This window comes from Bullifex porci (assembly GCF_009695635.1).
Lineage (GTDB): Bacteria > Spirochaetota > Spirochaetia > Sphaerochaetales > Sphaerochaetaceae > Bullifex > Bullifex porci.
Genome location: NZ_VUNN01000001.1, coordinates 136,679 through 160,607, shown reverse-complemented (window position 1 = coordinate 160,607; position 23,929 = coordinate 136,679). Strand labels below are relative to the sequence as shown.

The 23,929-nt window shown below is 36.3% G+C and carries 25 protein-coding genes; 13 read left to right on the top strand and 12 right to left on the bottom strand.

Translation table 11 applies throughout. The features are described 5' to 3' along the window. Positions 1 to 47: 47 nt before the first annotated feature. The 9 genes from FYJ80_RS00735 (at position 48) to FYJ80_RS00695 (ending at position 8,715) form a co-directional block, all read left to right on the top strand. On the top strand, positions 48 to 311 hold the full coding sequence (locus FYJ80_RS00735) for a hypothetical protein (protein ID WP_154424213.1): 264 nt from the start codon (positions 48 to 50) through the stop codon (positions 309 to 311). A gap of 183 nt (positions 312 to 494) precedes the next feature. After that, the gene (locus FYJ80_RS00730) at positions 495 to 1,472 is read left to right on the top strand and encodes an ABC transporter substrate-binding protein (protein WP_154424212.1); all 978 of its coding nucleotides are present in this window, start codon (positions 495 to 497) and stop codon (positions 1,470 to 1,472) included. Between the two features lie 65 nt (positions 1,473 to 1,537). Then, positions 1,538 to 2,461, top strand: a complete 924-nt coding sequence (locus FYJ80_RS00725) for an ABC transporter permease (protein WP_154424211.1) — start codon at positions 1,538 to 1,540, stop codon at positions 2,459 to 2,461. Further along, positions 2,461 to 3,249 (top strand): ABC transporter ATP-binding protein, encoded by a 789-nt coding sequence (locus FYJ80_RS00720; protein WP_154424210.1) that lies wholly within the window; start codon positions 2,461 to 2,463, stop codon positions 3,247 to 3,249. The genes FYJ80_RS00725 and FYJ80_RS00720 overlap by 1 nt, the downstream gene beginning before the upstream one ends. A gap of 65 nt (positions 3,250 to 3,314) precedes the next feature. Beyond that, positions 3,315 to 4,676 carry an MATE family efflux transporter gene (locus FYJ80_RS00715; RefSeq protein ID WP_154424209.1) on the top strand — a complete coding sequence of 454 codons (1,362 nt, stop codon included), beginning with the start codon at positions 3,315 to 3,317 and terminating at the stop codon, positions 4,674 to 4,676. Beyond that, complete coding sequence (locus tag FYJ80_RS00710) at positions 4,646 to 5,866, top strand: cation:proton antiporter domain-containing protein (protein ID WP_235899557.1); 1,221 nt, start codon at positions 4,646 to 4,648, stop codon at positions 5,864 to 5,866. Before FYJ80_RS00715 ends, FYJ80_RS00710 begins: the two co-directional genes overlap by 31 nt. A 32-nt stretch (positions 5,867 to 5,898) precedes the next feature. After that, complete coding sequence (locus FYJ80_RS00705; RefSeq protein WP_154424208.1) at positions 5,899 to 7,251, top strand: MATE family efflux transporter; 1,353 nt, start codon at positions 5,899 to 5,901, stop codon at positions 7,249 to 7,251. A 98-nt stretch (positions 7,252 to 7,349) separates the two neighbouring features. Further along, on the top strand, positions 7,350 to 8,258 hold the full coding sequence (locus FYJ80_RS00700; protein WP_154424207.1) for a dihydrodipicolinate synthase family protein: 909 nt from the start codon (positions 7,350 to 7,352) through the stop codon (positions 8,256 to 8,258). A 4-nt stretch (positions 8,259 to 8,262) separates the two neighbouring features. Then, on the top strand, positions 8,263 to 8,715 hold the full coding sequence (locus FYJ80_RS00695; protein ID WP_206360887.1) for a YhcH/YjgK/YiaL family protein: 453 nt from the start codon (positions 8,263 to 8,265) through the stop codon (positions 8,713 to 8,715). A 31-nt stretch (positions 8,716 to 8,746) separates the two neighbouring features. Here the strand turns inward: FYJ80_RS00695 and FYJ80_RS00690 are convergent, their stop codons facing one another. Next, on the bottom strand, positions 8,747 to 9,928 hold the full coding sequence (locus FYJ80_RS00690) for an AGE family epimerase/isomerase (RefSeq protein ID WP_206360886.1): 1,182 nt from the start codon (positions 9,926 to 9,928) through the stop codon (positions 8,747 to 8,749). A 75-nt stretch (positions 9,929 to 10,003) separates the two neighbouring features. Between FYJ80_RS00690 and FYJ80_RS00685 the strand changes: the two genes are divergently transcribed. From FYJ80_RS00685 to FYJ80_RS00670, 4 genes are all read left to right on the top strand, one after another. After that, positions 10,004 to 10,648, top strand: a complete 645-nt coding sequence (locus FYJ80_RS00685) for a GntR family transcriptional regulator (RefSeq protein ID WP_154424204.1) — start codon at positions 10,004 to 10,006, stop codon at positions 10,646 to 10,648. Positions 10,649 to 10,752: 104 nt separating this feature from the next. Beyond that, positions 10,753 to 12,006: an ABC transporter substrate-binding protein gene (locus FYJ80_RS00680; protein ID WP_154424203.1), complete on the top strand. Its 1,254-nt coding sequence runs from the start codon at positions 10,753 to 10,755 to the stop codon at positions 12,004 to 12,006. 77 nt (positions 12,007 to 12,083) lie between these two features. Further along, positions 12,084 to 12,995, top strand: a complete 912-nt coding sequence (locus tag FYJ80_RS00675) for a carbohydrate ABC transporter permease (RefSeq protein WP_154424202.1) — start codon at positions 12,084 to 12,086, stop codon at positions 12,993 to 12,995. Between the two features lie 11 nt (positions 12,996 to 13,006). Continuing rightward, a complete protein-coding gene (locus tag FYJ80_RS00670; protein WP_276989070.1) occupies positions 13,007 to 13,843 on the top strand; it encodes a carbohydrate ABC transporter permease in 837 nt (278 codons plus the stop codon). Positions 13,844 to 13,874: 31 nt separating this feature from the next. Here FYJ80_RS00670 and rsfS read toward each other — a convergent pair whose 3' ends face one another. The 11 genes from rsfS to FYJ80_RS00615 form a co-directional block, all read right to left on the bottom strand. Continuing rightward, entirely contained in the window at positions 13,875 to 14,210 is a 336-nt protein-coding gene (gene rsfS / locus FYJ80_RS00665) for a ribosome silencing factor (protein WP_154424201.1), read from the bottom strand. After that, positions 14,207 to 14,749 carry a hypothetical protein gene (locus FYJ80_RS00660; RefSeq protein WP_154424200.1) on the bottom strand — a complete coding sequence of 181 codons (543 nt, stop codon included), beginning with the start codon at positions 14,747 to 14,749 and terminating at the stop codon, positions 14,207 to 14,209. The genes rsfS and FYJ80_RS00660 overlap by 4 nt, the downstream gene beginning before the upstream one ends. Continuing rightward, a complete protein-coding gene (gene yqeK / locus FYJ80_RS00655; protein ID WP_154424199.1) occupies positions 14,746 to 15,336 on the bottom strand; it encodes a bis(5'-nucleosyl)-tetraphosphatase (symmetrical) YqeK in 591 nt (196 codons plus the stop codon). The genes FYJ80_RS00660 and yqeK overlap by 4 nt, the downstream gene beginning before the upstream one ends. Continuing rightward, entirely contained in the window at positions 15,305 to 15,907 is a 603-nt protein-coding gene (nadD, locus tag FYJ80_RS00650; RefSeq protein ID WP_206360885.1) for a nicotinate (nicotinamide) nucleotide adenylyltransferase, read from the bottom strand. Before nadD ends, yqeK begins: the two co-directional genes overlap by 32 nt. Continuing rightward, positions 15,882 to 16,940 (bottom strand): GTPase ObgE, encoded by a 1,059-nt coding sequence (gene obgE / locus FYJ80_RS00645; RefSeq protein WP_154424197.1) that lies wholly within the window; start codon positions 16,938 to 16,940, stop codon positions 15,882 to 15,884. Before obgE ends, nadD begins: the two co-directional genes overlap by 26 nt. A 112-nt stretch (positions 16,941 to 17,052) precedes the next feature. After that, the gene (gltA, locus tag FYJ80_RS00640) at positions 17,053 to 18,465 is read right to left on the bottom strand and encodes an NADPH-dependent glutamate synthase (protein WP_154424196.1); all 1,413 of its coding nucleotides are present in this window, start codon (positions 18,463 to 18,465) and stop codon (positions 17,053 to 17,055) included. 13 nt (positions 18,466 to 18,478) lie between these two features. Beyond that, positions 18,479 to 19,327 carry a sulfide/dihydroorotate dehydrogenase-like FAD/NAD-binding protein gene (locus tag FYJ80_RS00635; RefSeq protein WP_154424195.1) on the bottom strand — a complete coding sequence of 283 codons (849 nt, stop codon included), beginning with the start codon at positions 19,325 to 19,327 and terminating at the stop codon, positions 18,479 to 18,481. A 122-nt stretch (positions 19,328 to 19,449) separates the two neighbouring features. After that, positions 19,450 to 20,667, bottom strand: coding sequence for an iron-containing alcohol dehydrogenase (locus FYJ80_RS00630; RefSeq protein WP_154424194.1), 1,218 nt, complete (start codon positions 20,665 to 20,667; stop codon positions 19,450 to 19,452). A gap of 162 nt (positions 20,668 to 20,829) precedes the next feature. Then, entirely contained in the window at positions 20,830 to 22,317 is a 1,488-nt protein-coding gene (locus FYJ80_RS00625; protein WP_154424193.1) for a tripartite tricarboxylate transporter permease, read from the bottom strand. After that, positions 22,314 to 22,799 carry a tripartite tricarboxylate transporter TctB family protein gene (locus FYJ80_RS00620; RefSeq protein ID WP_154424192.1) on the bottom strand — a complete coding sequence of 162 codons (486 nt, stop codon included), beginning with the start codon at positions 22,797 to 22,799 and terminating at the stop codon, positions 22,314 to 22,316. The genes FYJ80_RS00625 and FYJ80_RS00620 overlap by 4 nt, the downstream gene beginning before the upstream one ends. A 72-nt stretch (positions 22,800 to 22,871) precedes the next feature. Then, the gene (locus FYJ80_RS00615) at positions 22,872 to 23,894 is read right to left on the bottom strand and encodes a Bug family tripartite tricarboxylate transporter substrate binding protein (protein WP_154424191.1); all 1,023 of its coding nucleotides are present in this window, start codon (positions 23,892 to 23,894) and stop codon (positions 22,872 to 22,874) included. Positions 23,895 to 23,929: the final 35 nt, after the last annotated feature.

Sequence of the window (23,929 nt, the reverse complement as noted above, 5' to 3'; positions counted from 1 at the left end):
TGTGGTACAAAATACTTATATAAATTAGGATATATGTTGGAGGGCTTATGAAGAAACGTTTTGACGATGAAGATTTAGATCTTGAGGAGGAAAGATATTTCTCCGATAGCTATAATGAAGAAGATGAAACCTATGATGATAAGGAATATGGAAATGACTTTATTTCATGGGATGAGGATGGCGAAGAGGATTTTGAGGATGATGATGACGAGGATGAATTCTCTGATGGTTTTTCCTTCGACGATGATGAAGAGGATGACGAGGATTCTCTCTATGAAGATGAGGATGATGAAGCATTCGATTTTGAATAATTCGACTCGGGAGCAACAATTTAGTTGCTCCTTAAAAATTTTTTATCTTTTTTATTTTCTTATGTAAAATATAGTTATCATAATTTTTAAAAATTATTTATAAAAATATCCAATGTTTCTGTAAATAGTATCTTTACATTTTTTATGTTTCTTCGTATAGTAACATACATCGGAGGACAAAAAATGAAAAAACTACTTACTATTGCTTTATTAATTCTTTTAACAGTCTCAACTATCTTTGCTTCAGGTGCAAAGGAAGAAACAGGACCTAAAACATATAAAATTGGTGTATCAAAGCTACTAACACACCCAGCACTAGATGCTATTGCACAGGGTATTTCAGATTACATGGCAACAACAGATATTCCTTATGAAATTAAGGAAGAAAATGCAAATGGTGATATCTCAACTTGTGCTTCTATCGCAGCTCTCTTCAAGGAAGAAAAGGTAGATGTAGCAGTTGGTATTGCAACTCCAACAGCTCAAGCAATCTTCAATGCACTTCCTAATACTCTTCAAGTATATTCATCAGTTACAGATCCAGTAAGTGCAGGCTTAACAGGTAATGACCTTGTTTGTGGTGTTTCTGATATGGTTCCTGTAGCAACTCACCTAGAGCTTATCGAGAAATTAACTGGTGCTAAAACAGTTGGTATGGTTTATACCTCATCAGAGGCTAACGGTATCTCACTAATGGAGGCTATGAAGGCAGCAGCTGAAGCAGCTGGAGTTAAGCTTATCACAGTTGCAGTAGCTAACTCTGCAGAGGTAAGAGTTGCAGCACAGTCAATTATTGATAGAGTTGATGCAATGTATGTTGCAACAGATAACACAGTAATCAGTGCTATCACAGCTCTTTCAGATGTATGTATCGCAGCTAAGGTGCCACTATTCTCAGCAGATACAACCTCTTCCTTTGATACAGATGTACTCTTAGCTGGTGGCTTTGATTACTACAAGAGTGGTCTCTTAACTGGTCAGCTAATTGAGAAGGTTATCAAGGGTACAAAGCCAACTGAAATAGGTATGACACTTCTTGATGAAGCAAGCCTAGAGCTCTATATCAATCTTGATGTAGCTGATAAGCTTGGCATTACAATTCCTGAAGATATGAAAGCTAATGCAGCTTACTTAATTAAGGATGGAAAAAACATTAAATAAACTGTAAAGTGTTATAAAAATGAAACGGGGCACAACCCCGTTCATTTTTGTTAATTGAGGAAAGAATGATTGAAGGTATTTTTATTGAAGGCTTGATATTTAGTATCATGGCCCTTGGTATTCTAATAAGCTTTAGATTACTAAACTTAGCTGATTTAACATGCGACGGTTCTGTTTCTACAGGTGCTGCAGTAGCAGCAATCATGATAGTAAATGGAGTAGCTATTCCTGTTGCAATGCTATTTGCCTTTTTAGCAGGAGTACTTTGTGGCCTTTGTACTGCCGCAATACATAACCACCTAAGAATACCAGGCTTGCTCGCTGGTATTTTGACAATGACTATGCTTTATTCAATAAACTTAAGAATATTAGGTAATAAAGCAAACCTACCACTAATTAAGGTTGACACACTATATAAGGTTTGGCCTAAGATGATGAGCTTTTTATCACCAGAGGTCGCATCATTAATTGGAACACTTATATTAATTATTGTATTAAAAATAATCCTCGATTTATTTTTCCACTCAGACTTAGGAATTTCACTTGGTGCAATGGGTGGTAATGAACAGGTTGTAATAAGCTTAGGAATGTCACCTTCTACCTTAAAGTATGTTGGCATTGGACTTTCAAATGGACTTATTGCACTATCAGGTGCCCTACTTGCTCAATACCAGGGCTTCGCAGACACCTCCCTTGGAACAGGTATGGTTGTCCAGGGCTTAGCAGCTATAATGCTTGGAGAATTTATCTTTAATACAAATAAGATTAGTCTTATCACACTTAGAGTAATACTTGGCTCAATAATTTATAAAGCCTTGATGTACTTTGGAAGAAAGTATGGACACTATGTAGGAATTACACCAAATGACTTTAAGCTTTTAACAGGTCTATTAGTAATTATTTCCTTAGTAATTGCATCCACAAGACAGAGAGCATCTGAAGAAAATGCAAGAAAGAAGGCACTACTAAGAATTAAGGAGGATAACTAATGTTAGAGATTAATCACGTAACTAAGGTATTCTTTCCAGGAACTGTTAACGAAAAGGTTGCACTAGAAGATATCAATCTTAAGGTTAATGAGGGAGATGTAATCTCTGTAATTGGCTCAAATGGTAGTGGTAAATCAACTCTCTTCAATATGATCGCAGGAACCTTCCCAGTTACAAGTGGAACAATTAAGCTCGATTCAAAGGATATTACTAAGGAAAAGGAATATAAAAGAGCCTTCTACATGGGAAGAATCTTCCAGGACCCAACAAAGGGCACTAGTGGAAATATGTCTATAAAGGATAATCTTTCACTTTCCTTAACTAAGGGTATGAAGGGGTTAAAGTTCTCATATAACAATAAGAAGAAGGCTCAATTTGAAGAGCTCTTAAAGCCAATTCATCTCAGTGATCGCTTAGAGGATAACGTTGGGCTTCTATCTGGTGGTCAAAGACAGGCACTAACACTTATTATGGCATGTCTAAGTAAGCCAAGGCTACTTCTACTTGATGAGCATACAGCTGCACTTGATCCTGAGAATGCAAGAATAGTAATGGAGCTAACTAAGCAATACATTACTAAAGAAAAGCTAACTGCTATGATGGTCACACATAATATGCAATTTGCTATTGAATTTGGTAATAGGCTCATTATGATGGATGAAGGTCATATCATAATGGATGTTAGCGGAGAGGAAAAGAAAAATCTAACGATACCGATATTAATAGAGAGGTTTAAATCCCTTAGTAAAAAGGAATATACCTCAGATGAAGGGCTACTAACTCACTAAAGCCTACTATATCACAGAGCATATCTGTGATATTTTATTTCAAGCATAAAATAAGGAATATTAATATGGGTAACGACCGGTGTAGTAATAGTCACCTATTTACTACTAAGCAGCTCTTTGCACTACTACTGCCCTTGGGCTTAGAGCAGCTCTTAACTATCGCAATTGGAATGGCCGATACAATAATGGTCTCCTCCTACTCAGAGAGTGCTGTATCTGCTGTTTCCTCTGTAGATTTAATTTCATATTTATTTATCACACTATTTTCAGCCTTCTCAACTGGAGGAGCTGTTATTGTAAGTCAATACATAGGAAGAAGAGATATTAAAAATGCTTCTATCGCTGCTAAGAATTTAACAGCTATTACAGTCCTTATCTCTATCGCTATGACTATAATAATGCTCATAGCAAAGGATTTAATAATAGGTCTCGTCCTAGGTGATATCGAAAGCAGTGTAATTAATGATGCGGCTCTATACTATATTCCTATCGCGCTATCATATCCATTTTTAGCGCTCTTTGACTCAACTACTGCAATATCAAGAAGCGAAGCTAAAACAAAAAGAATATTTTTATCATCGCTATTGATGAACATAATCAATATTAGTGGGAACTACATATTAATACATCTATTTAGTCTTGGCGCACTAGGTGCAGGTATTTCATCATTAATCTCTAGAATTATAGGTGCTCTATTAATGCTCTTGTTGATGATGAGAAAAGATGAAGAGTGCTCACTAAGAGGTATATTAAGAACTAAAATAGAGCTTAAGCACGTAAAGAACATTACTAGAATAGCTATTCCATCTGCTTTAGATGGAGCTCTTTTTCAGGTTGGAAAGCTAATAGTTCAAGCTCAAATAGCAGCTCTAGGAACTTCCTCTCTAGCAATTCATGCAATTGTTTGTAATTTTAATGGGTACTGCAACATACCTCAAAATGCATTTATACTCGCAGTAATCACTCTAGTTGGGCAGTCTGCAGGAGCAAATAGAAAGGATGAGGAGCGCTATTGGGTTAGATGGTCTATTCTGTGGTCGATAATAATTACATTGCTATTTGCAATTCCAATGTACATCTTTACACCTCAGGTTGTTTCAATATACGCCCTAAATGAAGCAACAACATTAGAAGCAATTCCTATATGTAGAGTTTGTCTCATCGCATGTACCTTCCTTATCCCATTTGCATTTATCGTCCCAAATGCTTTAAATGCTAATGGAGATGTGAAGTTCACAATGGCTGTTTCAATTATTAGCATGTGGATATTCAGAGTTGCTCTAGTATTTTTCTTTATTAGAGTTCTAAAGCTTGGAGTAAGTGGTGTATGGTATGCTATGTATTCCGATTGGGCCTTTAGAGGATTAATTTATACAATAAGAGTTTCAGGGAGTAGATGGCAAAACAAATATGCCATAAGAGAGTGAATATGATTTCATCATTAGCACTAATTTTTTTATTATCACTACTTGTAGGAGAGCTATTTCATAAAGTACAGCTTCCAAAAATCATTGGAATGCTATTAGTAGGAATAGTAATAGGTCCATATGCATTAAACCTGCTCTCACCTGCTATTTTGAATATATCAGCTGAATTAAGAAAGATTGCTTTGATAATTATATTAATAAAAGCAGGCTTAACACTTGAGCTTTCATCATTAAAGAAAGCATCAAGACCTGCACTACTACTCTCCTTCTTACCAGCTACCTTTGAAGTAATAGCAATTACGATCTTTGCACCTATTATATTTAATATCTCAAGGCTCGAAGCTGCTCTGTTAGGAGCAGTATTAGGAGCTGTATCACCTGCTGTAGTAATTCCAAAGATGACAGAGCTAATAGAAAATGGGTATGGAAAGGATAAGAGTATTCCTGAAATGATATTAGCAGGAGCCTCACTTGATGATATCTTTGTAATAGTATTATTTTCATCATTTCTTTCTGCAAACCAAAGTGGAGCTATAGATCTTCTCTCCTTTACTTCTATTCCAATTTCTATTATTTCAGGAGTAGCTCTTGGCATATTAACTGGCTTAATAGTCTCAAAGATATTTAAAAGCTATAGTATGGCTTCTGAGGCAAGAACAATAGTAGTGCTTGCTTTAGCATTTGCACTTACTGCGTTAGAGGAATTAATAAAAGCTTATCTTCCACTCTCATCTCTACTTGCAGTAGTTGCTATGGCAGCAACTATAAAGCTAAAAAGTAGCAAAGAAATAACTAATGAAATAGCTAAGGACCATAGTCGTCTATGGCTTGGAGCTCAAGCTCTTCTATTTACTCTAATTGGAGCCGCTGTTGATATTAGATACACATTAAATGCAGGATACTCTGCAATACTTCTACTATTTATTTCACTCTTAATAAGATCAATAGGAGTTCTGTTAGCACTACTATTTACACCACTTAATAAAAAGGAAAGATTATTTACTATATTTGCATACATACCTAAAGCAACTGTACAAGCTGCTATAGGAGGAATTCCTCTAGCGATGGGACTATCCTGTGGCTCATTAGTGCTATCAATTGCAGTGCTATCGATATTAATTACAGCTCCACTTGGTGCGTTTTTAATGGATATTTCATACAAAAAGCTTTTAGTCAAAAACACTAATTGAAACTTTATTTCTATGGTATTAAAGTATGCAAAATGAAAAATAAAATCGATACCTCAAGCCTATTTAATAAAGGCTTTTTAAAGGCACTAATAGTGCCTCTTTTAATAGAACAAATATTAACTCTTACTATTGGTATGGCAGATACTATGATGGTAGCAACAGTTGGTGAAAGCGCTGTAAGTGGTATTTCACTCGTTGACTCACTATCAACACTATTTATCCAGCTCTTTGCTGCCTTCGCAACTGGAGGTGCTGTAGTTGCAAGCCAATATATGGGTAGAAAGGATAAGGAATCTGCATGTAAGGCTGCTAAGCAGCTTGTTTATATTACTGCACTATTTTCAATAATTATTACTGCAATAGGATTAATCTTTAATCGAGGACTATTAGCTCTTATCTTCGGACACATCGAAGATGATGTAATGAACCATGCAGTAAAATACTTTATTTTTATACTTATCTCATATCCCTTCTTAGCTCTAACTAATAGTGCTAACGCACTTTGTAGAAGTATGGGTAAGAGCAAGATAACAATGAATGTTTCTATTATAATGAACATCATTAATATCGGAGGAAATGCTCTACTTATTTACTATTATAAGCTAGGCACAATGGGTGCTGGTATCGCATCACTCACATCTAGAGTAGTAGGAGCAGTAATAATGCTAACTACTATTTCAAAAAAGCAGCTACCAATTCATTTAGACTCTCTCTTTAAATTTGAAATCTCATCCTCAATGATTAAGAGAATTCTTAGAATAGGACTTCCTAGTGGAATAGAAAATAGTATGTTTCACATTGGTAAGGTTTTAGTTCAATCATTAATCGCTTCCTTTGGAACAGCCTCTATTGCTGCTAATGCTGTAGTAAACAATATCTGTGGTTTTGCAAATCTTCCAGGTGCAGTAATTGGTATGGCATCAATAACAGTAATTGGACAGTGCGTAGGAGCAAAACGCTATGACGCAGCTAAATACTATGCAAGAAACCTATTACTACTTGTATTTGGAATGTTTATAGTTACCTGCTCCTTCTTCTATGTAACTACTCCATTCTTATCATCACTTTATAATCTCTCAGAGGAAGCTATGAGAATAAGCATCATTAATAACCGCTTCTTATTAATATGTACAGTTCTTATTTGGCCAATATCATTTACTCTACCAAACTTTTTAAGAGCTGCAGGGGACGCTCGATTCACAATGACTATCTCTATGATAAGTATGTGGTCCTTTAGAGTAATACTTTCTTATATTATTGGAAAATACTTTGGTCTTGGCTTACTTGGTGTTAATATCTCAATGGTTATAGACTGGTGCTTTAGAAGTATTATGTTCTCATCACGCTGGCTTAAGGGCAAATGGATGACTAAAAAAGTAATTTAATCTAGAAGAAATAAATTTACAAATTCGAAAGATGAATTATAATTTAAAAAACTTGTATGCAAGATTTATTAACTCAGATAAGAAAAAAGGAGAACACTATGAGTAAATTTCATGGAATTGCACCGGCTTTTTATGCATGTTACGACAAAAATGGTGAAATCAATCCAGATATGGTTAGAAAGTTCACAAAGCATCTAATTAAAAAAGGAGTTCATGGACTATATGTCGGAGGTTCTTCTGGTGAATGTATCTATCAAAGTGTAGAAGAAAGAAAAATAGTACTTGAAAATGTAATGGAAGAAGCAAGAGGAAAATTATATGTAATTGCACACGTTGCTTGTAACAATACTAAGGATAGTATGGAACTTGCTAAGCACGCAGAAAGTTTAGGTGTTGATGCTATTGCTTCTATTCCACCTATTTATTTCAAACTTCCAGAGCATGCTATTGCTAAGTATTGGAATGATATTTCATCTGCTGCACCAAAGACACCATTTATTATTTATAATATACCTCAGTTAGCAGGCGTAAGTTTAACGATGTCTTTGTTTAATGAGATGCTTAAAAACCCAATGGTTCAGGGTGTTAAGAACTCATCTATGCCAGTCCAAGATATCCAAATGTTTAAGATGTATGGTGGAAGTGAGTTTACAGTCTTCAATGGACCTGACGAGCAATTTGTTTCAGGACGATTAATTGGTGCAGATGGTGGTATTGGAGGTACTTATGCTGTTATGAGTGAACTTTTCATTAAAGCTGATTTATTTGTTAATAATGGTGAAAATGAAAAAGCTCGTGATATTCAAACAGATATTGATAGAATTATCTATAAGATGTGTTCAGCAAAAGGTAATCTCTATGCTGTAATGAAAGAAATTATAAAGCGCCGTGAAGGTTTAGACTTAGGATCTGTACGTCTTCCTCTTGCACCACTTTATCCTGAAGATGAAAGTGTTGTAGTAGAAGCTATTGAACTAATTGATAATGCAATTAGCAAATGGGTATAACCGCATGATTATTACAACCATTGACCAATTATCAAATTATATACCTCAAATACCACTTCTTGATTTAGTATGTAGTGAGCTTAAACAAAGTAAACTATTATCTCTTGATGAAGGAAGATATGAATTATTTGGAGATAGTGTATTTTATATGGTAAATTTATACACTTCATCAGAAAATAACGATATGATGTATGAATTTCATAAGAAGTATATTGATGTCCAAGTAATGCTTTCAGGCTCTGAAGTATGTCTTTGGTCTAATACAGATGCGGATTTAAATACAATAGACCCATCAATTAAAGATATTTCTTTTAAGTATATAGAAAAAGAATCTGCAAAATTATACTTAGATACTGGTAATGTTGCAATCTTTTTTCCTGGAGAATTACATAAACCTGGTCTTGATAGTGGTTACAGAAAGGAAAACAGGAAAATAGTATTTAAAATCAAGTATTAACTTAGCATTGGGGGCAAATGCCCCCAATTATTTAAAGATTAAAATAATCAATTAACTCTATACACTTCATATACATTCTTGGAATATGGAATGGTCCTTTATAGAAATTACCTTTAATTCTAGTAGCTAATGTTCCATCACGATGGAAGTAGCCATACCACTCTCCATATTCATTGTCAACAAATCTATCATCAATGTATTTATTAACTTCGTTAAACCAAGATAAATACTTTTCATCTTTGGTAATACCATATGCCATTAATGTAGCAATAGCTGCTTCACATTGAGGCCACCAGAACTTCATATCTTGATGGTATTCGCTTAATGGGAGATCAAGAGCATCTCTATATTGAATTATTCCTCCTCCATACTCTTTATCCCAACCCTTTTCCCAGTGCCAATCGAGCATTTTTAATCCAAGCTTAATTAAATGATCATCATTTTTAATTAAGCCCTCATTCATGATAAACCAAGCACCTTCAATGGCATGACCTGGATTTATAATTCTTCCATCATAATGCTCTTTTAAAAATCTTCCATCTGGAGCAACTATTTCTAGGACACATTTTAAATCATCTCTTACAAAGTAGGTTTCAACCTCAGTTAAAAGCTTTGCCATATAAGAGTTACACCACTCTTCTTTTTCCGGAAATGACTGTCTTAACTCAGATAAAACATTTAATAAAATCATTGGACCACCAAATGCGATGGAAGGTTCATTTTCAGGATTTACTTTTGGAATTAGGATACCTTTTGTTGTTCTGAGGTATTCAACAAACTCCAATAGTTTAAATGCTTTATCACGATATGATAAATCACCTGTGATACGTGAATATGCGGCATAACCGATAATTGCAAAGGTTTCACTAAAGAAATATCTAAGCCTTTTTACAACAGGTCTTCCATCGGCAGTGACTTTAAAGAACATTCTTCCATCACTATCAAAACAGTGAGAATCTATAAACTTTACCAAACTTGTTGCAGCATCAAGATATTCTTTTCTCTTTTCAATTTTTTCATAAGCGGCACAAAAGGTCCAAAGAGCCCTACCTTGAAACCATACAGATTTATCTGTATCCAATAGCGTTCCATCTCGATCAAGACATGTATAAATTCCCCCATTTACACTATCCATTCCATGTTTAAGCCAAAATGGAAGTACTTTTTCTGTTAGTTCATAACTAAAATTTTTTTTAACCTCAAGAAAATCCATAATTACTCTCCTTTTATTGGAATTATAACTTGTATTCATGTTTTTTCTATAATAATATTTCTTTTGGTAAAGTAAATGAAAAAAAATAATCCTTTAATAGAAACTATTATAGATACATTAACTCACAGAATCGTTTCTGGAGAATATCCAGCTGGATATAAATTATCGGAAAATTTTATATCACAAGAATTTAATTGTTCAAGAACTCCTGTAAGAGAAGCCTTTAAGAGCCTAGAACAAGTCTCACTTGTTCAAATTATTGCTCACTCTGGTACATATGTAAAAATGTTTTCTGATGAAGAAAATATCGAAATAACAGAAATTAGAGCTTATTTAGAAGCATTAGCTTTTCGTCTAGCAGCAGAGAAAAAGGCAGATACTACAAAGCTAAATACTTATCTTGTAGAAATGGAAGAAAGCTTAGTATTAGATAGTCCAGACTTTACAAGATATGGTAAAGCACACTTTTCTTTTCATCAGGAAATTGTTAATTTATCAAACAATTCTATCTTAATTTCTATGTATGAAACACTTCATCTAAATAGTGCTACTGCATTAATTTACAAGAATATGAATAGAGATGAAATTATTTCAACTATTGAGGAACATGCTCTCATTTATACCTATCTTAAGTATGGTGATGCCGTTAAAGGTACTGCATTTATGATTAATCATCTTTGGAAGAAGAGAGATAGATTGAAAGAAGATTCAAAATCTTGATAAAAAAATAAATAAAAAATATTTGTTGACAGGAGTAGAAAAACCAAACTAGTATACAAGTAGGTAAAATAAAAAAGGAAAAAATCAACAAAAGGAGAGATTTTATGAAAAAGATTTTACTGCTTGCATTAGTAATGCTAGTTTCTTTCTCAATGCTTTTTGCACAGGGATCTAAAGAAGCAGCTTCAAGTGACGGAAAGACTGTTATCACATGGTGGGCATTCCCAACCTTTGCTGACAATGGTGCAACAGAGAAAGCTTTAATTGAGGCATTTGAAGCAGCAAATCCAGATGTTAAAGTAAACCTCGAAACAATCGACTTTACATCAGGTCCTCAAAAGCTAACAGCAGCTATTGAAGGTGGTGCAGCACCTGATGTTCTCTTTGATGCTCCGGGTAGAATTATTGAATATGGAGCAAATGGTAGACTCGTTAATCTTGATAGCCTTTTCACAAAGGATTATTTAGCTGATATTGGTGGTCTTGCTAATGCTTGTACAGATGGTAACCACTACTACATGTATCCTCTTTCATCAGCTCCATTCTGGATGAGCATAAATAAAGAGATGTGGGAAAAAGCTGGTGCTTGGCAATATGTTAATACAGAAGGTGATAGACTTTGGACTACAGAAAACTGGGCAAAAGCAATGGAAGCTTTAGGAAAAGCAGGTTACATCGGATGTAACGTATATTGCGGTGGCCAAGGTGGTGACCAAGGTACTAGAGCATTAGTTAATAACCTTTACTCATCAACAATTTATAAGGATGGAAAGTGGACAGCTAATACAGATGGTAACAAAAAGGCTCTTGAACTCTTAGTTGGTCTTTACAAAAATGGTGCTATCGATTTTGGTCGTGGTATTGCAGCTGCAGACGAACTCCAGCTTTACCAGCAGGAAATGATCGCTTCAACACTTTGTTGGGGAACATCAAATGCTAAGAACTATAAGAGTGATTCTTATACACAGTTCTCAGTACCATTCCCATCAGAGGATGGAGTTCCTGAACTTGAATACCTCGCAAATGGTTTCTGTGTTTTTGATAACAAAGATCAAGCTAAAGCTGATGCAGCAATCAGATTCATAAAGTTTGTTTGTGATGATCCAACTTGGGGTCCATATGCAGTTAAAGCATCTGCAGCATTCCCTGCTCGTGCTTCATTTGGCAACCTCTATGGTAACGATGCAGAATATGCACTCCTCGCTTCATGGACAAAGTACTATGGTCCTTACTACAACACTCGTCCTAAGTTCGCTCAAATGAGAACTCAATGGTGGAACATGCTACAGTATGTTTCAACTGGTGATAAGACAGTTGCTAAGGCAGTTGCTGACTTCGATACAGAAGCTAACAAATAATAGTAACTAATCCAAGCTTCCTGTCAAATTGATGACAGGAAGTTTTTTTTTACCAAAATCAAAAAAAGGAGGTAAAAATGGCTAAGCAAAAGATACAAACTATGGGTGTTAGCCATGCTATACAACGTCAAATAGATAGAGTTAGTTATTTATTTCTATTACCAATGGCAGTATTTTTTGTCTGTTTTGTATTAGCACCAATGGTTATAGGAATTTTTACAAGTTTCTTTAACTATCGAATGGGTGTATTTGATTTTAACTTCGGGAAAAACTATCTACAACTTTTTACAGATAAGGTTTTCTGGAGAAGTATGCGTAATACCATAGTAATAGTAATTGTATCAGTACCTTTAGTTACTATTTTCTCACTTTGGGTAGCATCTGCACTAAATGAAAAAAGTATGGGAACAACATCTTTCTTTAGAGGTGTTTTCTACCTTCCTGTAGTAATGGGTACAGTACCTGTTGTTGTAGTATGGAAGTGGATTTTTAATTCATATTATGGAATTTTAAATTATATTCTTAAAGCTTTAAACTTTATGCCACAGAACATGCGTTTTGACTGGTTAGGAGAAAAAAGCACTGCTATTTGGTGTATATTAACAATTCTATTTACAACAAGTATAGGACAACCAATTGTTCTTTATATTGCAGCTCTAGGTAATGTTGATAAATCAATTACAGAAGCTGCTGAAGTAGATGGAGCATCTAAACTAAGAACCTTCTGGCAAGTTAAGTGGCCTTCTATAATGCCAACAACTCTTTATATTGTTGTAATTACAACAATTAATAGCTTCCAGTGCTTCGCCTTGATCCAACTCCTTACAAGTGGTGGCCCTTCCTATTCAACTTCTACAGTAATGTATTATTTATATGAGCAGGCATTCACTTATTATAACTATGGATATGCAAATGCAATGGGTGTTATTTTGGCAATTGTAATAGCAGCATTCTCTGCACTTCAATTTAAATCTATGAAAACTGAATAAGGAGGTAAGTTGTGAATCAAATTGAAAAGAATAAAGTTAAAGCTAAGAGCTATAACTACTTTACGCTTATTGTATTAATTATTATCGCATTACTTTTCTTATTCCCATTTTATTGGATTATTACAGGATCTTTTAAAACTCAACCAAATAAGATTCCACCTGAGTGGTTTCCTAAGACTTGGACAATAATGCATTGGCAAAAACTCTTTAAACAACCAGCATGGACTTGGTTCTTTAACTCAGTATTTATGTCAATCATGTCTATGATTCTTGTTTTAGGAGCATCCTCTATGGCAGGATATGTGCTTGCTAAAAAGGCATTTACAGGTAGAAAAATAATATTTTCTATTCTTGTAATGGCTATGGCTCTTCCAAAGCAAGTTATCTTAGTTCCACTTGTTAGAATGATGAATGCACTATCACTGTATAATACCCTTTGGGCAGTTATTTTAGGTACCGTTGGTTGGCCTTTTGGTACTTTCTTAATGAAACAGTTTTCAGAAGGAATTCCAACAGAGCTATTAGAGGCAGCAAAAATAGATGGTTCAGGAGAAGTAAAAACATTTACACAAATTGTATGTCCTATGCTAAAGCCTGCATTTGGAGCACTTGCTATCTTTACATTCATCAATACATGGAATGACTATTTCTTACAACTTGTTATGCTTACAAGTAGAAATAATCTCTCTATTTCTCTTGGTATTGCAACATTACAAGCAGAGTTAAGTACAGACTATGGTTTGATTATGGCCGGTGCTACATTAGGCGCTGTACCAATTGTAACAATATTTATTATGTTCCAAAAATACTTTACTAATGGTATTGCTCTTGGAGCAGTTAAAGGTTAAAAATATGGCCGTCAAATTGACGGCCAATATTTTATCTTTCACTTGCTTTCCAAAGCTTTTCAAGGGAGTAGAACTCTCTTAGCTCTGCTGACATTAGGTGAATTACGATATCACCACAGTCGATAAGTTCCCAACCATCTTCACCTGGAGTCTTATGACGGTTATTAACATTTAAACCATTCTCATTTAAAAGGCTCCACATTTGGTGAACTACACCCTTTAAGTGACCGACACTAGTTACAGTCGCAATAATAAAACAATCGGTAAAGGCACCCTCCTCAAGAGGTACAATTACGACATCCTTACAGTTATGCTCCTCTAAAAATGAGGCAACAACCTTAGCTTTTTTCTCTATAATATCTCTCATATATTCCCCAATATATTCTCAACCCACTTTATTGCGAACCTCTTATTCTCATCATAGGAATGTGCTGTGGAGACAACATTTTTTAGATGATATTCATTTACGGCTGTTTTCTTCTTAATATTTTTCGATAGTCCTACGTCATCAAAGTCAGATGAGATGTTGTTGATTGTAGCTGTAAAATCGGTTTTTCTCAAGTCCCCACGAAAAGCAGCAAAGCTATGTAGAGTATCTTGAGAGGAAGTAACTTCCTTTAAGGAATTAAATAGTAGCTGTCTTTCTAAAAATGAATTCTCTGAAACAAAGGAATAGCTTAAAACATTAACTCCAAAGAAATCCTCAAGTAGCTCCTTACCGCTTATCCCACTTTCCTTTTCAAGAAAGGAAAGTGTTTGTGAATCAATATCGATTTTAACAGCGTGCCTACTATTTATTAAGTAAGCTACACTATTATTTTCCGACTCAAGATAATAAGCTTTAGTCTCATCACTACAGCTAAGTAATAAAAGTAATGATAAGAAAATGAGGATAAGTTTTTTCAAGAATTAAAAAGTCCTCCACCTAGCAGAAAATTATATAGCTCTATAGTGCGCTTTGCAAAGGTCATACCCTTTTCTTTATAATATTTCTTCTCTCGCTCTAAAATATTTAATACCATTTCTTCTAGAGTTGGAAGAGAAAGGATTTCCTTTCTATCTTTATCATCAAGGTGCTTCCGATTTGGCTCTGTGTAATCAGCAACATATAAGCAGGCACCAAGAAGGCCCATATTAATTGAGCCAAGTGTATGGTTTCTAATAGCAATTAAATAGCTATCAGGGACGTCCCCTACGATATCTCTCATAACTAAGGCTGCCGCAGCACCATGAAGTAGCATTGGCTTTTCCTCTTCTTCCTTTGAGATATCAACTCCACCCTTCCTACAAGCCTTTAATATCTCACTATCGCTGTAATATCGAGCATAGTCATGGAATATACCTGTATATAGACCTGCCTCTTTATCAAGTAAGAATCTTGTTGAGAGCTCAGAGCAAACCTTTGCAACTCCCTTAGAGTGTTCAAACCTTGAAGGCTTTAAATGCTTTTTAACAACGCTTTCAAGCTTTGTATAATCCATGAGATTCGACATATGATCTTACTCCTTCTGTTAGTGATGAGAAATCACCTCCACGAACCTCTGTAGAAGAGGCATTATAAACAGGTGTGTTGATTTGACGAATATGATACCCTTCTCTCTTTGGTGCAACTATTTTATCTCGAGTAAAGCAGATAAAATCAACAAGCTCCTTAAGCTCATCTATTCTATACCACTTATCAAGATCAGGGAGTAAATCATCTCCCATTATAAGACCAAGTCTACCAGTAACAGGATATCTCTCTAAAATATCAACTACAGTATCATATGTATAGCTTACACCACCACGCTTAATTTCTACATCACTTACTAAAAGCTCAAGTCTTGTTGGGTGCTGTGTTGAATACTCATTTAGAGCGATTTTAACCATATTATAGCGATCAACAGCAGGTGTAGGTACACTCTCCTGCTTAAAATTAGATATTCTTGCAGGAATAACAATTACACGCTCATATGGAGTTAATTCCTCTAGCTGATTTAAAATATGTAGATGTCCCTTATGAATAGGATCAAAGGTACCACCAAATATACATGTAGTCTTACTCTTCATCTCTGTAGTAAGCATCATTATCTACCTTTGTGGTAAAACCACCATTATCGTTAACTTCTTTTATTCCAGAATCAGCAACCATCTTAATAAAGGCATGCTTAACATCTTCAACTGTCTCATCCATATATATTGAGAGCTTATGTACTGGATTATCACCAAATTGCTCTTGAAGCTTTTCATATCGCTTTTCAGCATTATCCTCATCATATTTACTAGCAATAATAACCTGTGGCTTCTTCAATAGCTCTGGAGCATATGAATGTAGCTCATTAGTTAATATGCTATATGAATCTAAATAATTTTCATCTGATAGATCAATTAAGAAGGCTAAGCCCTTAGTTCTAGAAATGTGGCGTAAAAACTTAAAGCCCATTCCAGCACCCTCACTAGCTCCCTCGATAATACCAGGGATATCGGCAAGGATAATATCCTGATCATCATAGCGCATTGCACCAAGCTGAGGTATCTTTGTTGTAAATGGGTATCCAGCAACCTTACTTCTAGCATTTGTTAATAGATTTAATAGAGAGCTTTTTCCTGCATTTGGAAAGCCTACAAAGCCAATATCTGCGATTACTAAAAGCTCAACACCAACTCTACACTCAACGCCCTTTTCACCAGGCTGTGCAAAGCGTGGAGTTTGGCGAGTAGCGGTTCTAAAGTGCCAGTTACCCTGTCCACCCTTTCCACCCTTTAAAAAGACATATCTATCAAGGCCTGTTAAATCCTTAATGATCTCGCCTGTATCTGGGTCCTTTAAAACAGTTCCAGGTGGAACTGGAATCTCGACATCCTGACCATCTCTACCAAAGCATCTATCACCCTGTCCATTTCTTCCATTTTCTGCTCTGTAGGTTCTGACCATCTTTAAATGCCCAAGAGTTCTCAGGTTTTCTTTGACGACAAAAACTACATCGCCTCCACGTCCTCCATCGCCCCCATCGGGACCACCCTTTGGTACGAACTTCTCACGGTGAAAGGATACGCAACCAGCACCACCATTTCCACTAGCTACATCGATATAAGTTTCATCTGAAAAACCAAACATTAAATAACTCCTAAATCAATAGTCAAATATATATGATTTTTTTTGCTTTTCCTAGCACATACTTAAAATGCCGGGAATATAATAATCCCGGCATCTCTAAAAAGAAGTAGTATTAGTTCTTCTTTGAGAGGAACTCATCAATAGCCTTAGCAGCTACCTTACCAGCTCCCATTGCAGAAATAACTGTAGCAGCACCTGTTACAGCATCACCACCTGCATAAACACCCTCACGGCTAGTTAGACCATCCTCATTAACAATGATACCACCATGAGCATTAACCTCAAGGCCCTTAGTTGTATTCTTGATTAATGGGTTTGGGCTAGTACCAATAGCCATAATAACTGTGTCTACATCGAGAACGAACTCACTGCCCTCAATTGGAACAGGTCTTCTTCTACCCTTAGCATCTGGCTCACCAAGCTCCATCTTAATACACTTAATACCAGTAACGAAGCCATTCTTTGGATCACGTGGGTCATCAGCATTGTTGTAGCCAAGGATCTCAACTGGGTTGTTAAGAAGTCTGAAGTCGATACCCTCTTCCATTGCGTGCTCAACCTCTTCCTTTCTAGCAGGTAATTCCTTTAAGGATCTTCTATAAACGATGTATACCTTTTCAGCGCCAAGACGTAAAGCTGTTCTAGCAGCATCCATAGCTACGTTACCGCCACCAACTACTGCAACCTTACCACCCTTCATGATAGGAGTATCTGGATGATCTTTGAAAGACTTCATAAGATTAGATCTTGTTAAGAACTCATTAGCTGAATATACACCCTTTAGAGCTTCACCTGGGATGTTCATGAAGTTAGGAAGACCAGCACCTGAACCAACAAATACAGCCTCATAGCCCATACCAAAAAGCTCATCAATAGTAAGAGTCTTACCAATTACTACGTTTGTGTCGATATCAACACCAAGAGCCTTTAGGCCATCAACTTCCTTAGCTACGATTGACTTTGGGAGACGGAACTCAGGAATACCATAAACAAGTACACCACCAGCTGTATGAAGAGCTTCAAATACAGCAACCTTATAACCCTTCTTAGCTAAATCACCTGCACAGGTTAAGCCTGAAGGACCTGAACCGACAACTGCTACCTTATGGCCATTCTGCTCAGGAACGTGAACCTCTGCCTTACAATTTGCATTGTGGTAATCAGCAACGAATCTCTCCAAACGACCAATTCCAACTGGCTCAAACTTAATACCAAGAGTACACTTACTCTCACACTGTGTTTCCTGAGGACATACACGACCACAAACAGCAGGAAGAGATGAAGAACGAGTAATTACCTCATATGCACCTTCAAAATCCTGGTTCTTTACGTGTGTAATAAACTCTGGGATACTAATATTTACTGGACAGCCCTGTACACATGGCTTGTTCTTACAATTTAAACATCTGCTTGCTTCATCTACAGCAGTCTGAACATCATAGCCAAGAGCTACTTCCTTAAAGTTATGAGCTCTAACTTCTGGAGCCTGAGTAGGCATCTCATGTTTCTTTGGATTAATAGGCATCTCTCAAATCTCCTCAAGCTTTTTTAAATAGGTTACATGCTTCACCATATGCATGGCGTTCGAAATCAGAGTACATTCTACCTCTGCTCATAGCTTCATCGAAGTCAACTTCGTAGCCATTGAAATCAGGACCATCAACACAAGCAAACTTTGTTACCTTCTTGCCATCCTGGTTTAATGTAAGACGACAGCCACCACACATACCTGTTCCATCGATCATGATTGGGTTCATTGATACTGTTACAGGAATACCAAATGGCTTAGCTGTAGCAACTACGAACTTCATCATAATTACTGGTCCAATTGTGATGATTAAATCGAACTTCTCACCAGCTTCAAGCATTTCCTTAAGAGGAACTGTTACATTACCATGTCTACCATATGAACCATCATCAGACATAACAACAAGCTTATTTGAAGCCTCTCTAAATTCATCTTCACAAATTAAGAGGTCCTTATTTCTAAAACCAATGATTGAAGTAACATCTGCACCAAGTCTGTGAAATTCCTGAGCAACAGGCATTGCAATTGCACAACCTACACCACCACCGATGATACATACCTTCTTAATACCCTCTGTATGAGTAGCAACTCCAAGTGGACCTACGAAGTCCTGGATATACTCACCCTCTTCCTTCTGGTTGAGCTTTGCAGTAGTTGCACCAACGATTTGGAAGATAATCTTTACTGTTCCATCTTCCTGGTTGCAGCCAGCAACTGTAAGAGGGATTCTTTCACCATCTTCATCAACACGAAGAATAATGAACTGACCTGGCTTAGCTTTAGCAGCAACAAGAGGAGCAACAATTTCCATCTGTGTTACTGTTGGATTTAATACTTTTTTTCTTGCAATTTTGTACATTTTATCCGTCTCTTTTGATAGTTAAATATTTAATTTGTAATTATTTTTTAGCAAAAAAAATAAAAATAGTAAACTGACAAAAGGCGCCAAACGGCGCCTTAAGTCTTTAATTTAGGTAATTATTAGAAATCAACCTCTGTATCGTAGTAGCAGCACTTGAGGAGCTTAACCATCTCTTCCTGGCTTGGCTGACGTGGGTTAGAACCTGTACAAGCATCTAAGAGAGCGTTCTTAGCGATATCCTCAACTCTTTCAAGGAATACACTCTCTGGAACGAAGCCCTGCTCACATGGATAGCTGTCTGCACCATAGTTCTTAATGCAGTGTGGGATGTTAAGATCATCATTCATCTTTCTGAGGTATGCGATTAAGAGCTTAACCTTCTCATCATCATCCTTACCACCAAGCTTCATGTAATCAGCAATTACACCATAGCGCTTCTTAGCAACTGGATCCTTAGCATTGAATGCAATTACCTTTGGAAGGTACATAGCATTAGCTGCACCATGGATGATGTGTGCACCATAATCCTGGAAGATAGCACCAGTCTTGTGAGCCATTGAGTGAACAATACCGAGAAGAGCATTACTGAATGCCTGACCAGCGAGACACTGTGCATAGTGCATTCTATCTCTAGCTGCCATATCACCATTGTAGGAATCAACGAGGTCGTTCTGGATCATCTCAATTGCGTGGATTGCAAGAGGATCTGTGAACTCACAGTTAGCTGTTGAAACATATGCTTCTATAGCATGTGTCATAGCATCCATACCTGTATGAGCAACAAGCTTCTTAGGCATTGTCTCTGCGAGATCTGGGTCTACAATTGCTACATCTGGAGTAATTTCGAAGTCAGCAATAGGATACTTAATACCCTTAGCATAATCTGTAATAATTGAGAAAGCTGTTACCTCAGTAGCTGTACCTGATGTTGAAGAAATAGCACAGAAGTGAGCCTTCTTTCTGAGTGATGGAATACCGAATACCTTACACATCTCTTCGAATGTGATTTCTGGATATTCATACTTAATCCACATTGCCTTAGCAGCATCGATTGGAGATCCACCGCCCATAGCAATAATCCAGTCTGGCTTGAACTCGAGCATCTTTGCAGCGCCCTTCATTACTGTATCTACACTTGGATCTGGCTCAATACCTTCAATGAGCTCTACTTCCATTCCAGCTTCCTTTAAGTAATTAACTGCTCTATCTAAGAAACCGAATCTCTTCATTGAGCCGCCACCTACACAAATAACTGCTCTTTCACCTTTAAATGACTTAAGTGCTTCTAATGAACCCTTACCGTGATATAAATCTCTTGGTAATGTAAAACGTGCCATACATGACCTCCAAAAAATTACAAATAAGTTAGCTTTAACTAGCTGACTTATGTTATATCACTATCAGAATAAAATAACTACTATTTTATCGATATTTTTTTATCTTTTTTGTAAAAAAAGTCATACCATCTAATTGATATGACTTAGAGAATATTAAAACCCTTATTTTTTCTTCTTAAATAACCTTTGAACTGCAGGAATACTGAAAATTAAAGTAAGCACAGTAACTGCAAAAAGGATAACAGTAATTGGACTTGAGAATAGGTATGCTATCTTATGCTCCTCACTTTCAAGAAGAGATACTGTTCTTCTAAAGTTAGAATCCATCATTGAGCCTAAAACTATAGCAAGAACCATTGGAGCTGTTGGGTAATCATGCTTTCTCATAAAGTATCCAATTAAACCAAAGATAAACATTAAGACAACATCAAAGATTCTATTGTTACAAGCAAAGCTACCAATAATACAAAGAACAGTAACTATAGGAAGGAGTATTCTCTTTGGAACTAGAATTAGCTTACTAAGCTTTGGAGCAACTAATAGTCCAAGAATTAATAAAAATACACATCCTAAGAAGCCGCCTGCTAATACAGATGCAAACATATCAGGCTGAGTCTTAATAAAGAGTGGTCCTGGCTGCATTCCATGTACTATAAATACACTTAATATAATAGCTGTTACTGCATCACCTGGAACAGCTAAGGTTAGCATAGGAATTAAAGCACCACCGATACATGCATTATTACTACTCTCACTAGCTACAATACCTTCAACTGCTCCATCACAAAACTCACGTGAAGGCTTTTTGACAACCTTTTGAGCTGTTGAATAAGCTAAGAAGGAAGCAACAGGGCCACCTGCTCCTGGGAGAGCACCAACGAAGGTTCCTATTGCAGAGTAAATCATAGAGAGTGGAAAGTGCTTTAATATATTCTTCATAGGCACCTTCTCATTCTTCATCTCACTAACCTCTGCACCCATCTTCTTTTGCATTATAGATGAGAGTACCTCTGTCATACCAAATAATCCAACTAGAGCTGGTACAACGTTAATACCACCCTGCAAGGCTCTAATTCCAAGAGTTAGTCTTGGGCGTCCCATAACACTATCCATACCAACCATTGCAATTAGTAAGCCTACAGCAGCGCTAATTAACCCCTTAGTAAAGGATTTACTAGTTAAGCTACCAACCGCTAATAGTCCAAAGAATGAGAGGAGGAAGTAATCAATCGGATGGAACTTTAGAGCGATATTTGAAATAGGACCAGATAGTAGCCAAAGAGCTATAAAGCCAAATACTGAGCCAATAAATGAGTATATAGTTGCATACTTTAATGATTTATATGCTTCCCCTCTTTTTGCTAATGGATAGCCATCAAAGGCTGTAACAACAGAGCTTGGAGCACCTGGTATATTAATTAATATTGCAGATAAAGCTCCAGAGAATACTCCAACTACATAGAGACCCATGATCATAGCCATAGCATCAGAGGTTCCCCAGGAATAGGTAACAGAAACTAATAAGGCTGTAGCCATTGTAACTGAAAGACCTGGAATAGCACCAATAAATAGACCAAGCACAGAGCCAAGGAGTACTAATAATATAAATCTTGGATCTGCAAAGTAATGAATCATATAATTTAAGCTCATAGCCTTATTCCTATCATATATAAAAGCTTACCCTTAGGAAGCATAACACCCAAATAAACACCAAATAAGAAGTAGATAATTAGTGATGTTACTACACTTATTAAAATTATCTTCCACCATGATTTCTCACCAAGAAGGTGAACTATTGCACCAAGTAAAAGCATAGTAGAAATTAAAAAGCCTAAATATTTTAGTACAATTAAATAAATTGCACATTCTAATAAAAATATTAAAAATGTTTTTCTATCACCCTTCTCTCTTTTAGCTTCCTTTAGGCCTGAGAAGCTACTAAGTATGAGAGAAATAGAGAGCATACATAGCATGATTGAAATAAATAATGGAAATAAATATGGTGATAATTTCCATTCAACCTTAAAGCCATAGTGACAAATTATAGAAAAAATAATTCCAAGCACAGAGAGAGCACATAGTACGATGCCTTCAATAAGAACTGGATTTATTTTTTTATTCTTTTCTTCCAACTTAAACCTCCAAAGAAAATATTAACCGCAGATACTATTATTTCTCTGCGGTCAATGCTAAAGACTAAAGCTTCAAGGTTTAGCAATACCAAAGTCAGCAGGAGAATACTTTGTTACACCTGCATCATAAAGCATCCAGCTTACCATACTTTCCCAGTTCTTATAGAACTCCTTAGTAGCTTCTACAGTTGGATATTGTACATAGAGCTCTTCAAGAGCGTTATCCTTAATAAAGCTCTTCCATTCAGCACTTTCTACAACTTTCTTTGTTGCATTTCTTAATACTTCAACAACACTATCATCTACCTTGTTGCTTACGAGGAAGTTGAGAGGTGTGAAAGCATTCTTCATATACTGAGCAGCATTAGGATCTACTTCTTCAAATAATGGTGCATCTGGGTAGATGCTAAGCTTTACATTACTGCTTACACCTAAGAGCTTTAAATCACCACTCTGGATTAAAGCCTTAACTGTTGAGATGTTAGAGTTAGTAAAGTCAACCTCACCAGAGAGAACAGCACGATAGCAATCAGCACCTGAAGAGTATGCAGTTAAAGCTGGAACGTAACCGAGCTTCTCCATGATAAGTCCCTGAACGTGACCAGATCCACCAGGTCCAGTGTAGCTCATCTTAATCTTACCTGGGTTAGCCTTCATGTCAGCTAATAGGTCTGCGAGTGTATTATATTTACTATCCTTTGCAACAACGAGAACCTTTGGATCATTTACCATTGTTGAAATGATTTTGTAATCATCATAGCTAAGATTTGTTAAGCCCATTACTCTCTGAGTTCCAAGGCTTTCAGCTGTAAAGAGTACAGTATAACCATCAGGATTTGCATCAAGTGCAGCCTGACAACCAATAGAACCTGAAGCACCACCCTGGTTAACAACAGTAACGGCTACGCCAAGTTCCTTAGAAAGAAGAGCTGCGAACTTTCTTCCTGATACGTCTGTAGTACCACCAGCTCCATAAGGGATAATCATGGTGATAGCTTTTTCCGGATAAGTATTTGCAGCTTCAGCAGCGCCTTGAGCAAAAAGGGAGCTGAGTGCAACTAATAAAGTTAATAATACGATAAGTGATTTCTTCATTTCTTACCTCCCTAGGGGGATAATATACTACAAAA